Annotated in this window: 16 protein-coding genes; 3 read left to right on the forward strand and 13 right to left on the reverse strand. The window is 53.5% G+C overall.

The annotated features are described in order from the left end of the window. Positions 1 to 6: 6 nt before the first annotated feature. A complete protein-coding gene (locus RDV48_17515; protein ID MDQ7824604.1) occupies positions 7 to 1,173 on the reverse strand; it encodes a hypothetical protein in 1,167 nt (388 codons plus the stop codon). Positions 1,174 to 1,286: 113 nt separating this feature from the next. Next, positions 1,287 to 2,627: a S8 family peptidase gene (locus RDV48_17520; GenBank protein ID MDQ7824605.1), complete on the reverse strand. Its 1,341-nt coding sequence runs from the start codon at positions 2,625 to 2,627 to the stop codon at positions 1,287 to 1,289. Between the two features lie 271 nt (positions 2,628 to 2,898). Here RDV48_17520 and RDV48_17525 point away from each other — a divergent pair, with 271 nt between their 5' ends. Next, positions 2,899 to 3,453, forward strand: coding sequence for a CPBP family intramembrane glutamic endopeptidase (locus RDV48_17525; protein ID MDQ7824606.1), 555 nt, complete (start codon positions 2,899 to 2,901; stop codon positions 3,451 to 3,453). Here the strand turns inward: RDV48_17525 and RDV48_17530 are convergent. From RDV48_17530 to RDV48_17550, 5 genes are all read right to left on the reverse strand, one after another. After that, positions 3,433 to 3,942 (reverse strand): cyclic nucleotide-binding domain-containing protein, encoded by a 510-nt coding sequence (locus RDV48_17530; GenBank protein MDQ7824607.1) that lies wholly within the window; start codon positions 3,940 to 3,942, stop codon positions 3,433 to 3,435. The two genes, RDV48_17525 and RDV48_17530, sit on opposite strands and share 21 nt — an antisense overlap. Further along, entirely contained in the window at positions 3,939 to 5,207 is a 1,269-nt protein-coding gene (locus RDV48_17535) for an ion channel (GenBank protein ID MDQ7824608.1), read from the reverse strand. The genes RDV48_17530 and RDV48_17535 overlap by 4 nt, the downstream gene beginning before the upstream one ends. A gap of 3 nt (positions 5,208 to 5,210) precedes the next feature. After that, positions 5,211 to 7,109 carry a hypothetical protein gene (locus RDV48_17540; GenBank protein ID MDQ7824609.1) on the reverse strand — a complete coding sequence of 633 codons (1,899 nt, stop codon included), beginning with the start codon at positions 7,107 to 7,109 and terminating at the stop codon, positions 5,211 to 5,213. Between the two features lie 19 nt (positions 7,110 to 7,128). Then, positions 7,129 to 8,223 (reverse strand): HD domain-containing phosphohydrolase, encoded by a 1,095-nt coding sequence (locus tag RDV48_17545; GenBank protein ID MDQ7824610.1) that lies wholly within the window; start codon positions 8,221 to 8,223, stop codon positions 7,129 to 7,131. 146 nt (positions 8,224 to 8,369) lie between these two features. Further along, on the reverse strand, positions 8,370 to 9,992 hold the full coding sequence (locus tag RDV48_17550) for a YkgJ family cysteine cluster protein (GenBank protein MDQ7824611.1): 1,623 nt from the start codon (positions 9,990 to 9,992) through the stop codon (positions 8,370 to 8,372). A gap of 142 nt (positions 9,993 to 10,134) precedes the next feature. Between RDV48_17550 and RDV48_17555 the strand changes: the two genes are divergently transcribed. Both RDV48_17555 and RDV48_17560 read left to right on the forward strand, forming a co-directional pair. Beyond that, positions 10,135 to 10,833 (forward strand): hypothetical protein, encoded by a 699-nt coding sequence (locus RDV48_17555; protein ID MDQ7824612.1) that lies wholly within the window; start codon positions 10,135 to 10,137, stop codon positions 10,831 to 10,833. A gap of 18 nt (positions 10,834 to 10,851) precedes the next feature. After that, positions 10,852 to 11,406, forward strand: a complete 555-nt coding sequence (locus RDV48_17560; protein ID MDQ7824613.1) for a tetratricopeptide repeat protein — start codon at positions 10,852 to 10,854, stop codon at positions 11,404 to 11,406. On the opposite strand, the gene RDV48_17565 is transcribed toward RDV48_17560, so the two are convergent. From RDV48_17565 to rsmD, 6 genes are all read right to left on the reverse strand, one after another. Next, a complete protein-coding gene (locus RDV48_17565) occupies positions 11,403 to 11,762 on the reverse strand; it encodes an STAS domain-containing protein (GenBank protein MDQ7824614.1) in 360 nt (119 codons plus the stop codon). The two genes, RDV48_17560 and RDV48_17565, sit on opposite strands and share 4 nt — an antisense overlap. A gap of 89 nt (positions 11,763 to 11,851) precedes the next feature. After that, a complete protein-coding gene (locus tag RDV48_17570; protein ID MDQ7824615.1) occupies positions 11,852 to 12,271 on the reverse strand; it encodes a hypothetical protein in 420 nt (139 codons plus the stop codon). A gap of 17 nt (positions 12,272 to 12,288) precedes the next feature. Further along, the gene (locus RDV48_17575; protein ID MDQ7824616.1) at positions 12,289 to 13,380 is read right to left on the reverse strand and encodes a peptidoglycan DD-metalloendopeptidase family protein; all 1,092 of its coding nucleotides are present in this window, start codon (positions 13,378 to 13,380) and stop codon (positions 12,289 to 12,291) included. 114 nt (positions 13,381 to 13,494) lie between these two features. Next, positions 13,495 to 14,097, reverse strand: coding sequence for a hypothetical protein (locus RDV48_17580; protein MDQ7824617.1), 603 nt, complete (start codon positions 14,095 to 14,097; stop codon positions 13,495 to 13,497). A 90-nt stretch (positions 14,098 to 14,187) separates the two neighbouring features. Then, the gene (gene coaD, locus RDV48_17585; protein ID MDQ7824618.1) at positions 14,188 to 14,706 is read right to left on the reverse strand and encodes a pantetheine-phosphate adenylyltransferase; all 519 of its coding nucleotides are present in this window, start codon (positions 14,704 to 14,706) and stop codon (positions 14,188 to 14,190) included. Between the two features lie 12 nt (positions 14,707 to 14,718). Next, on the reverse strand, positions 14,719 to 15,261 hold the full coding sequence (rsmD, locus tag RDV48_17590; GenBank protein ID MDQ7824619.1) for a 16S rRNA (guanine(966)-N(2))-methyltransferase RsmD: 543 nt from the start codon (positions 15,259 to 15,261) through the stop codon (positions 14,719 to 14,721). Positions 15,262 to 15,263: the final 2 nt, after the last annotated feature.

Consider the following 15,263-nt stretch of genomic DNA (forward strand, 5'->3'; position numbering starts at 1 on the left):
AAAAATTCATCGTACCATGTCGCCTTTCTTCATGCGCTCTGCCTTTTCCGGGTGGATGAAAGTGCATTCCGAGCGGTTCGTATACACTTTAGTCACATAGATGGGTCCCACTTCCACAAAGTTGAACATGAGAAGGCCCGTAGCGGGATCACGGTAGGTCTCCACGTTGCAGGCCATGAACAGCATGCCTCCAGAAACACCCTGCCTGCTTCCCACATTGATGAGGATGTCCTTGCCCTGCACCTTGGTGATCTCGCCCCTTACGGGCTTTCCCCAGGTAAGGCCGATGGTGCGCGACGAGGTGTTGCCATACATGTCCTTGGCAACCACCGTGAGGGTCGCGTGCTCTTTTTCCTTGCCGTACATATAGGTGACCGGATAGTAGAGCTTAAGGTTCTTCTTGGGGAACAGCTCCTTTTCTTCACCGTTGACGGAAAGAAAGGTGATAGGGCTCGAGTCTGTCACCTCCCCGAGGAGAAGTACCACGGTAGAGCGTAACACCTGGGCGTCCTGGGGCTTTCTGATATCAATAAGGGGTGCCTCGCGGTCCTGGGGTTTTCTGCCCATGGCGGCAAGGAAGCTGCCGGCGCACTCCGTCACCGCCGCCACGTCGATGTCCAGGATCTGCTTCTGCCAGGGGGGAGACTGGGAATCAAGGTATATCCGCTCCTCCTTGTTCACCGGCACCCTCAGAAGGGGGCTCCCTGTCTTCCCGCTGTAAACGAGCCCCTCAAGTGAAACCTTCCAGAATTCCTTCAGATGGAAAAATTCGGCTTTTGAGCGCTTCTGGTAGGAGAGAATGTTTCCTGTCACAAGGGCATCAAGCTTGTACTGTTTTGAGAGCCTCACTATCTGTTCGGTATCAAGAGGGGTGTCGGGCTCTGTTTCATGATAAACCCGGAAATCGTCACGGTAGAGCATCTCGTTGGTGATGCGGACCACTTTGTAGTTGGCATCGGTGAGGAGCTTCTCCATCCTCTCGACAAAGAGAGGCGCCAGCTCGAGGCGCCCTGCGATTTCTGTCCTGTTGTAAGGCTCAATGATGCCCACAATATAGACTTCATTCCAGTCTGGCTTCTCTGTAAAGGCAAAAGAGGGGCCCACAAGGGAGAGGAAAGCTGCAATAATCAAGGCCAGTGCCGCAAGATTCCTCGGAAACGATTTCACCGTCATTCCAACCCCCCTCCAAAATGTCCGGTTGTAATTCTCCCGAGCTTAAGGAATCTCCTCCATGAAAAAAAAGAGAGGGGCATACTGCCCCTCTCCCTGAACTCTGGTGTTTTCCCTTATGCCGGCTGGCTTTCAGGCGGTGCAAGGGTGTTGATTATCTCAAGGGGATCAAGAACGCCCTTGCCCTGGGTATTTTCGTCAATCTTGGGATCCTTGAGCTTGTCGGCAGAGCCCATGGCGAGGGTCTTCAGCTCTTCGGGCGTGATATCGGGCTTTGCCTGCACGGCAAGGGCCATCACTCCTGCGGCAAAGGGAGTTGCCATTGAGGTGCCGGACATGGTCACATAACCTTCGCTGGTGGCGTCGGCTGCAGTGATCTTGACCCCCGGCGTCACGATGTCGGGCTTTACGAGCTTGTCGTATTTCGTGGGGCCGCGGCTTGAGAAATAGGCGATACCGTCATCTTCTCTTTCTACGGTGCCCTTGTCGTCAAGTGCGCCCACGGTGATGACATGCTCTGCATTGGCGGGAGTGCCGATGGTTTCTTTCCCGGGCCCTGAGTTGCCTGCGGCTACCACCGTGATGATTCCTGCTTCAACGGCCTTTTCGACGGCCTGGGCAACGGGATCCTTCTTGGCGGACTGGGAAACGGGCCCGCCAAGGGACATGCTGATCACGTTGATTTTATACTTGTCCTTGTTTTCTACAGCCCACTGGATGCCCTTGATGACATCGGTGAAGCTTCCTGAGCCGTTTCCATCGAGAACCTTGACGCCCACAAGCTTGGCATCGGGTGCGGCACCTTTGAATTTGCCATTTTCCGATGCCTGGCCGGTGCCTGCGGCAATACCGGAACAGTGGGTGCCATGGCCCTGGTCATCGTATGCCTCGGTTTTTCCCGCCACCATGTCCTGGAAGCCGATAATCTTTTCCTTGAGGTCGGGATGGGGTGCGATGCCGGTGTCAATGACGCAGATTACCACGTCCTTGCCGGTGAAGCCTCTCTCCCACACCTTGTCAAGATTCATGGTCTTTGTCGCCACGTCCATAAGGGCGCCCACTTCGCCCGGCTTTTCGATGATGGGATCCGGTATGGTGATTCTCCCGTCAAGGAAGACGCTCACGTCACCGGTGATTTTACTGAGCTCGGGGAGGACGCCGAGAGAATCGGGCGCGAGCTCCACGGAGAAAGCGTTGATGAGGGGAAGATCTGCCTTTATCTTGTTCTGGGGATTCTGTTCGACAATGGCTTTCTTTATCTTGTCAAGGGAGGCTTTGTCACCGGACTCGATGATAAGCTCTATTTTTTCCTTCCCCTGGAGCCTGGTGAGATCAAGCTGATCGAGGGGATCAGATGATGCTTTCTCCCCTTTCTCCTTGAGCGGTGCCTGGGGTGCAGAGCCTGAAGAGGCGGCGTTCTTTATGAAATCTGCGTTGCCGGGTCCAATTCTATCCATACATCGTCCTCCTGTGGATTTGTCTTCATGCGCGTTTATTATATCAGATTTCGCCTGGCGAGGCAATGAACCAAAATGTTAATTTTTGGACAGATAAATCATGGGCTGCTCCGAGGCTTTACGGGCCCTCCCCCTGCTGGTATAATGGTGATGTTGTCCCTGCCCCGGAGGACTGTGACGGCATTGTTGATAGTGGCGAGGAGATGAAGCTTTGAGGAGAAAACGGTACAGAAGATTATGCCTGGCTGTCCTGCGCGGCATGAGGGCCCCTTTGTTTCTGCTCTTTGCGATGCAGTGCGCCGTGCTTGTGATAGCCGTCGTATGGGGCCTGTGCCGTCGCGTCTTCTGGTGGAACTCCCTTGTTCCCTCTCTGTCACTGCTGTGGGGAGTGCTCCTGGGATTTGCCCTGGCGCTTCTCAACCTTCTGCTCTACACGGGAGGGAGGAGAGTCAAAAGCCTCCATATTGAGTGGATTTTTGAGAACCTCTACTTCCCTTTGTTCGGTAGCTCTGGCTTTGCCGGGATCCTCGCCATTGCGGCTCTCTCAGGCTTCTGTGAAGAGGCCCTTTTCAGGGGCGTGCTCCAGCAGGAGTGGGGTATCGTGGCGGCGAGCGCCTGCTTCGGAGCGCTCCACATGGGCCACCGCAGGCTCATCTTCGCGGGGATATGGACAGCCCTGCTTGGCGGACTGCTGGGATATTCCTATAGTATGACAGGAAATCTCCTCGTTCCTATGGCTGCCCATGGGATCAGCAACCTGGCGGGGCTTCTTTACGTGAGGTATTGCTACAGGCCGTCCTCTGCCTCATCGGCTGAGGGCGATTGAGAAGGCCGTGGTGATTTTGAGGAGATCATTCTCCGTCTTCTTAAGCCTCCCGCAGATCTCCTCGGCAATGTTTCTTACCAGGAGATAGCCGAGGCGGAAATCACTCTCGCAAATCCGCTCAAAATCCTGCCTTTCAATGACCAGGAACCTGCAGTCAGTGAGGGCGGTCACCGTTGCCGTCCTGGTGGCCGTAGGGTCCACAAGGGCAATCTCGCCGAAGAAACAATGGTATTCGCTGCAGAGAGTGTTGAGAGACTTGTCCTTGTCGGCAAAGGTGTTCTTTCCTGTTTTCAGGGTGAGCGTATGGGATACTTCCACTCTTCCCTCGACGAGGATATACATCTCATGGCCCGGAGTGTTCTCCTCCAGGATGGTCTCGCCCTTTTTCGCCTCCCGCTCCCTGAGCACCGAGGCAATGACGCGGAGCTGCCCGTCGGACACTTCGCGGAAGAGCCGGTAATTCCTGAGAATGTCAATTTTGCTTCTCACCTGGGTTTTTCCTTGTCGGTCTGGGAATATATCACTACGGCAAAGTCGTTTTCCCTGATCTTGTAATCGTCAGGAGGGTTGATCATGACCTCCACCTGATCGTCGGAGGCGCCAAGGTCTGTGCCGGCCTCCTCAAACTTCCTCTTGATGAACAGATCAATGGCAGAGAGATCGTCGGTGAGAAGATCGCCTATGCGCATCCCTTTCGACACGGAGATTATCCCGAAAAGAATGGCCCCGAGGTCGTCACGGACGTATTCGAAGGTCTGCCTGAATTTCTGCCCGATGAATCTCTGGGGAATCTCGATCTTGAGGATCTGATGCTTCTGATCAAGGCTCAAAAGCCCTCCCATCACCGAGAGAATGCCGGGGGAGAGAGCTGAGTTCGCGATAAAGAAGCTTGCGTACTGCCCCCTGATCACTATCTCATCGGCACGGGCCCTTCTCAGATGCGCCTCGTTCTCGCGGTCTATGAGCTCCGCCGTGACTCTCACCTTCTCCTGGATATGCTTTATTGCAAGGGTTGCCAGGATGGCCCTTTCATCAGCCTTGGCGCGGTCCTGCCTGCTGGATGTATCTGAGAGGATGATGGCCGAGTGGGCTTCAGGGATGTTGGCTCTCTCAAGGACACTCTCATTCACAAAGTCCCCCTTGATGAAGGAGATATCCAGGTCCTCACGGAAGCGGTATTTTATCTCGTTTATCTTCTCCTCTTCAAGATCGTTGATGAGGACGACGGTCTTGGGAGCCTCCTTCGACTGCTTGATGGCAAGAAGCACCTCTGCGGCGTTTTCGTTCCACCCGCACATCACCAGATGGTTTACCTGACTGACGCTTTCCAAGCCCTTCTCCTCCCTGATTTTTCTCTCCACAAGGACCGACGCGATGATGGCGGTAATGAGGGACATTACCACAATTCCCGCAAACATTACAAATATGCCGACGGTGCGGCCTCCAAGTGACTTGGGGGCGATATCGCCGTAGCCCACCGTGCAGAGGGTGACACAGGACCACCACAGCGAGCTGCCCATTCTTTCAACAAGCGTAGTTCCATACACCGTGGGGTCTTTGGCAGGCATGATCTCAAAGAAATAAAACCCCAGGGCGCCTATGGCAAGAATTACCAGGCAGATGAGCAGAAGCCTGTGGACCTTTTCCCGCCTGAGAGCCATTGCCAGCTGGCGGAGCGCCGCAAGGGCTTTTGTCCTTCGGAGTTCCTTCCTGTTCCGTGTGTCTGTTCGCTGCGGCCCCCCCGGCGGGTTCATGGCTCAGCGCGGAGCCCCGAGATAGAGCGTTTCCGCGAGATCCACAAGCATGCTCTCCTTGTCTTGCAGGCTTTTTCCTGTTTTTTCAAGAAAGTGCAGCATTATCCTCTGCGCATAATGCCGTGAGTCCTCGCCTGATGAGCGTGCAGGGAGCCCCCCGGGTGTTGCCTGCGGCACCTGCTGGAGGGCCGCTCCAATTCTCAGGATAAGCTCGAGAAACCTGTCCTTCTCCCAGGAGGCGCACTCTTTCAACGCGAGTGCTGCAGGAAGTTTCGAAAAAACAAGGTCATCGGAGGCTCCGGCATCTTTCGCTGCCTTAAGAAGGGCCGCCAGATCGGGGGAGAGCGCTTCTGAGGCGAGTTTCCCTCCCTGGCGCTCATACCAGTCGCCTATAGCCTTCTGCACCTCTTGCTGCAGAGCCCCGCCGGCATTGAACAGGGCCGAGAGCTCTTCAAGGACAAAGAGCTTTCTCCCGGGAAGGGCATTTTTAATGAGGGCCATGAGGTCTGCCAGTTTTTCCCTGAACTCCTGGACAGAGATCTCGTCACGGTAATCAAATTCCGTCAGGTCCAGCAACTGCGGCAGCCGGACCCACAGAATCTCCCTTGCGTTCTTTCTCGTCTTCTTCCGGCTGAGGAGGTCAATGAATGCGGCAGGCTTCCCGCCGTCGTTTTCCAGGATATCCCTCACCAGGGGCGGCAGGGCTGAAGCCCATTCGGCAAGTGAAGAGAAGGCTGCCTCTGCCGAGGAGCTCACCTCCTCCCCGGGGGCGGACTCCCTCACCAGGGCGACGAGATCCTTCAGGAGCGCCATTTCAGCCGAAGAGGCATGCTCATAGGTGATCTCTTTGTTCTCCGGGTTTTTCAGCAGATCGATGATGCGGGAGGGTGTAATCTCGACCTCTTTCCTGCTCCCTCCTGAGACCTCGCAGAGCGTGAGGTTCTCCTGGTGAGCCCTTATGAAGCACCCGATGAGGAGCAGGAAATTGTGGAAAGAGAGGCCGAAAGGCGAAGAGAGGAGCGTAGTATAGAGGCTCACGAGGTGTGACTGCTTCCTTGTGCCCTTCCCCACGAAGGTGTCAGTGAGGAGTGCCCAGTACTCCGTGAGAGGAGAATCGGGGGGGAGCGTCTTTTCTATCTCATACCGCTGGTAGGCCCCGTAATCGACGACCTGTTCGGACACCCTGTTCTTGTGGAGGAACTCCCTGAGGAGCCTGTTCGCCTTGTTGCCGCCGCTTTTCTGAAAAACGAGAGGCCTTCTGAAATCAAGAAGCATTGAGAGGGCCTTCGGAACGATCTTGTTTTTTTCCGAAGGCGAGAGGCGCTGGGGGAAAGCGATCATCTTGGGGAAAAGCCTTGAGAGGACAGAACTGTAGAACTTGTTCTTCCCCTTTTCGCCCCGGGGGAATATCTCGGCGCCTTTCCAGTACCAGCTCATTTCCTCAAGGGTGAGATAGCGCCTGATCTCCTTCTCAAAGGAGGCAAGCATGCCCACCTTCATTGACTCATCGGCGCCGAGCTCCTCCATGGCATTGAGCTCCTTGATGAGGTCCTCAAACTCCGCCGGCTTGTGGGGAAGGCCAATGAGAATCTCGCTGTTTTTCCAGAGCTCGTCGCTGAGCTGTTCTTTCAGGTCCTCTATCTCCTTTTCATCAAAGGTGATGAGGGCCAATACATCCAGGAACGGTGTATTTGGATAGCCTCCATGGGGCCGCTGCACAATTCTCTCAATTTCCGCCCTGAGCCCTTCCTTTTCAAAAAAGTGGGGCTTTATAAAAAATGACATGCGGTATTTTCGGGAGAAAAGCTTGGGAGAGAATTTCCTTAAAGGGTAATACTGGGCCACGATCTCCGAGGAACTTGAGGGTCTTTTCCCCCCCGAGGGAGCCTTGGTGCGCTTCATAGGAATCTTCCTCTTCTCTTCAGTCTGTGGAGTTTCTCTGCAGAACCCTCATAAAAGCTTCAACTATGACCGGATCAAACTGGATGCCGTTGTATTTTTTCAGCTCAGCGATGGCAACCTCCCTGGGCAGCTTTTTCCTGTAAGGCCTGTCGCTGCGCATCGCATCGTAAGCGTCTGCAACGCCAAGTATCCTCGCGAAGAGGGGGATATCCTCTCCCTTGAGCTTGTTGGGATAGCCGTTTCCATCGTAACGCTCCTGGTGGTAAAGGATCCCGTCCTTGACCTTCTGTGAGAGATCGATTGGCTCGACGATTGCCTTCCCCTGTATGGTGTGCTTTTCCATGATCTCTCTCTCTTCAGGGGTGAAGGGTCCCGGCTTCTTGAGGATCGTGTCGGGCACCCCAATCTTGCCTACGTCATGGAGGATGCTCGATATCTCGATTTCATTGAGATCATGTTTGGAGAGGTGGAGTTCGTTGGCAATCTCCAGGGAATAGCGGCAGACCCTCTCCACGTGGCCCCTTGTATAGGTGTCACGGGCCTCAATGGCATTTGCCAGCGCTTTTACGGCGTTCTTGAGGTTTCCATAAAGGCGCGCGTTCTCAACAGCAGTGGCGGCATGGTATGATATGGCAGAGAGAAGCTGGAGATCGCCCTTCTTGAATACACCCGTCTTCACCCTGTTGTCCACATAGATAACTCCGATTACTCTCTCCTTGTTAATCATGGGAATGCAGAGTATTGAGCGGATTGAGTGAAGAGACACGCTCCCGAAGGAGTCGAACCTCGGGTCGTCCATGGCGTTTGAGCTCAGGATGGGCTTTTTCTCCTTGACTACTTTCTGGATGATGTTGCTCGACACCTTGAAGTCTTCGCTCTTTATCGTATGCTTTTCAATATTGCGCGCCACCTTCACCACAAGCTGGTTTTCCTTTTCCAGAAGCATGATGAAGCCTCTCTCGGCTTTCATGAGTTCAATTACCTTATCCATTACGGCGTTGAGAACCTCGTCTATTTCCAGCGATGAATTAAAGGTTCTCTCTACTTCAAGAAGCGTGGCAAGATGTATGCTGTCAAGCTGATCGCCTTCACCCTGGGGTGATATAGAATCCATGCAATTTCCTCCTACCTCAGTGAATCATATCGGAAAGGCCTCATCGTGTGGCTTTACTTTTTTTATATAGATTCGGCAGAGATGGATAAAATCCTATCTCACCCGCCAAGAAGGGATTGATAAATCCATGGGCTGCCCGTACGTCTTCATTCACCGAGGAGAGCCGTGATTTCGCTCTTGAGCATGGTATAGGCCCCGGCGCATCTGCCGTCACTGCCAAGCTTGAATGCAAAGGGCTTTTGTTTCTTGCTGTAGGTCTGATACGTGGTAAGAAAGGCTGTTTCGTCGCAGATATCAAGCGAGATCACGGTGCTCAGATGAATATGGGCCTTTTCGGCAAGGCTTTTTCTCGCGCAGAGCCTGTTTGATGATGAATAGCTCCTGCATATCTGAGGTCGTGCCTCATAGATTTCACAAAGAAAGACGCCTTCAGATTTTTGCCCGAGGAAAATGCAGTCCCGCACTTTTCCCTCACGGACTGTTGCTTTCAGCAGAGCGTTTTCCCTGTTCCAGGAGAATTTCCCCGGCTCCATGAAACGCTCACGGACCTCCCCCATGGTAAGGCCCTTGTGGTCGGCAATCCTCTCGATATCGGGAGGGGTGATTTCGACGTGAAATATGCGGCAGCATTCGCCGCATAGGTTGCAGTCGGGCTCGAGGTGGCAAAGCGACTCGAGGTTCGTCCGGCTCACTGCGGCAAGGAGAGATGAGATGAATTCGCGCACGGCGAGAAGAAGAGAGAGGCGGCTCTTATAGCTTATCGATATCACCGGGTGGGAGCCGTGTGCTTTCTCCGTGATGATGAGGTTTTCCGGGAAGAGCCTTATCAGGTGGTCATCGCGGGATGCTCCGGGACAGTCTCTGCATTCTGCCGTCAGCGAGGTGTCTTCCAAGGGGCGGGGATCCAGGCGACTCTTCTTCATTGATTCCGCTTTCTTGAGGAGTGCCGCAAGCGTATCCTGGCGCTTCGGGTTATCTGTTTCAATACAGTCCAGATCATTGATGAGTCCCTCGAGCTCATCATAGCGTTTCATGAGCTTTTCCTTCCCATACTGTTGAGCAAAATCCCGCCCGAGCTCCTCTATAAGGAGCTGAATGGAGCAGATGATGCGGTCATAGCGATTCACTTCAGATTCATTGATGCTTCCAATATATTCCCTTGCTTTCCCGAGGAGGGGGGCTATGGGTCCCTCTCTTGTATCCTTGGCTATCGCTCTCCCGTCGATGAGGGTTACTGTGGTCTCATCACCGCTGCAGGCTATCATCTCGATGAGGGGGATAAGGAATTCAGGTCTCTTGTCACAGAGTGCCATGGTGGAGGGAATGGACTCGCATGAAAAGGGGCGCACAGGGTAGATGGCGCACCGGTGCCTTGAGCCGGCGGTGGTTTCCAGAAAGGCGCAGGCCCCCCCCTTTTTTTTCACCAGTCCGTCACAGGCATTCCATGTGACGGCAGGAAGAGTGAAAGTCTCCCGGAATTCAGTTTCAGGCATTGCATCAAAAAAGAGCGAGATGCGTTGGATATCGTGGGAGCTGAGAAGAATCTCTCTCTCCCTGCAGCACTTTCCGCATCGGCCGCAGACATCAAAGAACAGCTCGCCGTCAAAGAGGGTGACCGCCTCCTGTGCCAGAGCCTGTGCCATGTTCCTCAGGTGCTTATGTTCATTGTACCGGAACCGGATCCTGGAGATTTCGCCTCCGTCCCCCTCCGATTTCACATAGAGCTCCGTGGAATGGAATTCAAGTGTGGCGGTATCATGAAGATGCATGGTATATTTCCCCTCACCCACATTCTCCTTTTGATGACGATTCCCTTTTACACCCATTCCTGCCAAAGGTCCTGCCGGCGGGAGAGCTCTGTAGGAATTGTAATGGGAAAAGGAGAATCAAGCTCTCGGTGATGATACAGTGATGACGATAAGAGAAGTGATGAACTGTGCCGCCGTCTCTTATAAAACGGCACTTTTTCCCGTTTTTTTTCTGGGGATACAGGGTGGCATGGGCATTTATCAGCTTACCAGAATTCCCCTCCTGCTCGTGTGTTTCGGAATTGCCTCCCGTGAAAAACGTGATGTGCCCGTGCTATTCTGCACCTTTGCAGCAGGGATGCTGTCGGCATTTGTGGTCCTTGGCACCGTTCTGGGCCATTTCCCGGGGCTCCTTGTCAAAATGGCGCTCTGGACCAGGGGCATCTACCTGATTCTGGGCTCGCTCTCTCTTGTGCTGGGAGTGCTTTTCTCCGGCCTTTTTTTCATAGACGGCGGGGACTTGAGAAGGATCCTCTCGGGGAGGAGAATCCTCATGGCAGCTGGAGCCTTTGTGCTGGGGGTGCTCTTTTCCCTCATTGAGACGCCGATCTGCCCGGGATGCGGCTCAAACCTGAGCCTTCTCGCCGATATCACCGTGGGCAAGGGAAATCACGGATGGGGGAGTATTTTTTTCCTGGCATACGCTTCCGGAGAGGCTCTGCCTCTCCTGCTTACTACCCTCATCGCGGCCATAGGCTATGATACCTTGATAGAGAATGATACCCGGGAAAGGGAGTTCTTTATGATGGGAGCGGGCTTTCTGCTCTTTTTCTGTTCGGTGCTCTTTTTCTGGACTGCCTGAAAGGAGGAACCTGTCACCATGCACCTGAGAAAGAAATATATTCCTCTTCTCTTCCGGTGGAGCGCCTTTCTGAGCATGTTCCTGATATTTTCCCTCATCATGGCCTTTCCTCTGGCGGAGCAGAATTTTCTGAGAGCTGATGGATTAATGGCTCTGGGGCTCATGGATCAGGCCGCTGAGCATTATAACAGGGCACTCCTCCTTGCTCCCCGTTTTGATCAGGCATACAGCATGCTGGCCTGGATATATGAATTAAGGCACGATGACAAAAGGGCCGCCGCAGTCTATGAAAAGGGAATTGCCCGCCATTCTGGCGATGAGATGATATTTCTCCATTATATCGTGTTTCTCTGGAAGATGGGCGACAATGACAAGGCACTGGAGGTATGCCGCCACGCCTATGCTGATTTTCCCGAGGTGTCCACTGTCCAGAGAGTTTACGCCAATGCCCTTGAAAAGGCAGGGCGGGATCGTGAGGCCATTGAAATATGGAAGAAATTCGCAGAAGACCATCCCGGCGACCCTTCGGTCCGGGAGAAATTAAGGAAGAGGGAGGGGAAAGGCGGTCTTTAAACAGTTTTCAGCGATGGCACGCTGAGAGCGGCCTCCCTGGAGTCAAACATCTGGAAAATCTCGTTCAGCCCCGTCCTGGTGAAAATCCTCAGGATGGCATCATTGGAGCATATGAGCTTCAGGGTGCCCTGGCGGTCCTTGAGAAGACGCGATATGGCAATGAAGGTGCCCAGGCCCCTGCTGTCGAGGAAAAGAAGGTCATCAAGGTCTATTATTATATGCAGGCAGCCTCCGGTAATGCTGGAGAGCACCTCGTCCTTGAACAGAGGAGCGCTGTGAATGTCAAGTTCTCCTGAGAGCCTGATGAGCTGGGAATTCTCGGAGAGTACCTCTTTCTCGCTGATAAGATTGGTCATGCCCCACCCTCCCGAAATTCAGATTTTTATCTCTCTCATTCTATATTACCATTTAACCATGTTTCATGCAATCGGGTGAGAGCCCTTCTTCATTTTTCCTGGAAGTTTTTTGTCTCCTGCTGAATTTTCCAGGACGATCCATCTTTTATGAAGATCACCTCTCCGGTGAAGGGCTCAATTTTCCCCTCACTCTTGGTATTGCGCGCCTTCCCCTTGATGGAAACCTTGGCACGTGAGCCGATGACCTCCTCCTTGCCGAGCTCATATTCCTGGGGGCACAGGTAATCCATCAGAAAAAGCATCGCCTTCGGATCCTTTGCCCCTCTCAGCTCGGAGAGCTGGTCTTTTGAGATATACTTCCCGAGCTCATCGAGGTTCTGGGAATGAAGGGCTTTCTGCTTGAGATTAAATATCTCCTTTAGTGACGGGCCTTGGGCAGAAGCCGTTTCTGCGGCAAGAGCCGTTGCCAGGATCACGACAAGAAAGACAGCAGTGAGATATTTTTTCATCGGAGCCTCCTTCAATGTTATTTTTCTTCGAGGAGTGCTTCAAGCTGCACTCTTTTATATTCCTTCTTCGCGTCTTCCAGCTCTTTTCTTGAGACAGCTCCCTCGCTGTAAAGCTTCTCGAAGAGCTCGCTCTTCTTTCTGGCCTCCTCGATGCGGGTGAGAGTGAGAGCGCTGCATTTCCCGCTGGGCTGGAGCTTTTCATGGCCTTCGGCTTTGGATTTTTGAGGGCTTGTGATGCCGGTCTCCCGCTGGAGGAGGGCAATGCGTTTTTTCTGGAGGGCAAGGCGGTTTCTGAGGCTTGACGTCTTCAGTGAGCTCTCACGGACCTTGTCGGTTTCTTCCGTGAGGCTGTTCCTGCTGATAAGCTCCTCTTCAAGGAGCCTCTTCATCTCCTCGAGGTGGCGCTTGCCTTCCTCGTAAGCCTCGAGCTCTATCTCCAGGTAGTCTTCCAGGATGCTGATGGTCTGCCTGAGCCGCGCAATCTCCTCCTTTTTTGCTTTCAGGGAGATTACCGTGGAGGCATGGGGGAGGCTGTAATAGTTCTTGAGCGCCATGTAAGCCACGGCATCATCAACGGGGAGAAGGCCGCTTGTCTTGCCGAAGTCGATGAAATTCCCCGCGAGATCCTTGATTTTGATATCGACGTGATCAATCACCACAGTTCCCACGATGGTCCCCGGACCGACAAGGTCACCGGCGGAAACCCTCGGCGAGAGGTGGCCATAGGTGACGGTGTAACCCTGGGAGGTGACCACGGAGATTCCCCATTCACTTGAAGTCCAGGAGGCGATACCGGTAACCTTTCCGCCCCATCCTGCCGGAACGGGGGTTCCCGCAGGGAGCGCTATGTCATACCCGAGATGGTAACCGGGGTTCTGGCGGTAGAGGGAGATGCTTCTCCAGTCCCAGAACCATCCGCTTATGACGGCATAGGGATCAACCTTCTGCATGAGGCGGAGGTAATCCTCAAGGTCCGTGGGAGCCGGTTTCACTGAATAAGCGAGGGTGGCTCCTGTGAAAGCCTTATTGCGGGCCATGACACAGTGGCGGGCACCTGCGAAGCACGTGATGAGTGCTGCAAGAAGCACTAGGCGGAAAAACTTATCCATTGAACTATTCCAAGATCACCTATAGTGTCAATTATACCGCAAAACCGGCGTGATATTCCATGGTCACATATAGGGTAAATTATATCGTAAAAACGGCACAATGTCAAAGGGGAATCAGGCTTCTTTCGCTTCGTTGCCGGGAGCTTCTCCGGGTTTTCTCCCCTTTTTTATGATGGTGAGGACCCTGCTGATCTCGCCGTCAAGAGATGAGAGTATTTTTTCGGCGTATTCATCGGCGGCCTGCTGGGTCATCTTGGCGTCGCTCTCCGATTCCGTCTTGAGGCGGTGGGCATAGCTTTCGGCTTTTTCGAGCATCTCCTTTATCTTCAGATCGGTGGTCTTCCGGATCTCCTCGGCCTGGGTTTCGGCGGAGCTTATGATCTCCTGGGCCTGCTCTTTTGCCCTTATGGTAATCTCATCGCGGGAGATGAGTTTTTTCCCCTCCTCCTGCGCCTCCCTGAGCATCTCGTTCGCTCTTGCTTCCGCATCCTTGATGCACTTGTCGGCCTTCTCCTTGGCATCCTGGAGTATGCGCTGGTTTTCCTTGGAAATCCAGCGTGCCTGCTTCATCTCCTCGGGGAGGGCCGCCCTGGACTTCTCTATGAGGTTCAGGAATTTTTCCCGGTGGATGATGGAGCTCTCACTGAAAGGCCAGGGCAGTCTCTGGCTTTTATAGATTGCATTCTCGATCTTGTCCAGTACTCTGAATATGCTCATTGTTCACCTCTCCAAATTATGGCATCCGCCAGGGATGGCGGATTACCGGGCCAGGCGGTCCCATGGGGCGGAAGGGGGGTGATCATGAACTCAATCCTTCTCAATCTCCTGGCCTCCAGGCATTAGGCCTGGCATCGCGTACTTTGTCATGAGGTACGGTTCAACGCATTCCGGTACAAAGCCCTTTGCAGTCCCCCCCAGTGCATAAATCTCCTTAATCTTGCTTGAACTCAGGAAGGCGTACCTGTCCTCGGTCATCAGAAACATGGTCTCGATGCCGGGGTTGAGCCTCCTGTTCATAAGGGCCATGGAGAATTCAAATTCAAAATCCGAAATTGCCCTTAAACCTTTTACTATTATTGAGGCGTTTTTCTTCTCAAGAAACTTCACGAGAAGCCCGGAAAAGGTTTCAACTTCCACGCGGGGAATTCCTTCTACCGATTTGCTTATCATGGCGACTCTTTCTTCAAGGGTGAAGAGGGGGGTTTTCTGAGGATTGATAAGGACTGCCACGATCACTTTTTCGAAGACCGCTGAGGAGCGCTCAATGATGTTAAGATGCCCCATGGTGATGGGATCAAAGCTTCCCGGATAGACGGCGTAGCCCATGAAAGCCTCCTCTTATGCCCTGAAAAAGGATAGCAGGGTCTGTCCATATTTTTCCCGCCGGGTGCAGATAAGACTCGGCTCGGGAGAGGAAACCGCCTGCTTGTGATAGTGCTCCACGATAATTACCCCGCCAGGCGCCACCATATTTTTCTCCACGAGAGCCTGCAACACCTTTTCATGGGAGAGGAAGTGGTAGGGAGGGTCCATGTAGATTATGCCGAAGGGGGGGCCTTCATAGCGCGCTATGCTTCTTGTCGCATCGCCTTCCAGAATCTGTGATCTCCCGGAGAGCCCGGCATTCTTCAGGTTCTCCCTGAGCAGCGCGAGAGCCTTCCTGCTCTTTTCCATGAATATGGCGTGGCGGGCACCACGGCTGAGGGCTTCAATGCCGATAGTGCCGAATCCCGCGAAGAGGTCGAGAAAGAGGCTTTCCTGGATCTCTTCCATGAGAATATTGAAGAGGGCTTCTTTCACTTTCTGAGAGGTGGGCCTGATGTCGGGCTCTGCCTGTGTCCTGAGGCGGATTCCCTTCAATGAGCCTGCGATAACATACATGG

It is taken from the genome of Candidatus Eremiobacterota bacterium (assembly GCA_031082125.1).
Lineage (GTDB): Bacteria > Vulcanimicrobiota > CADAWZ01 > CADAWZ01 > Ess09-12 > Ess09-12.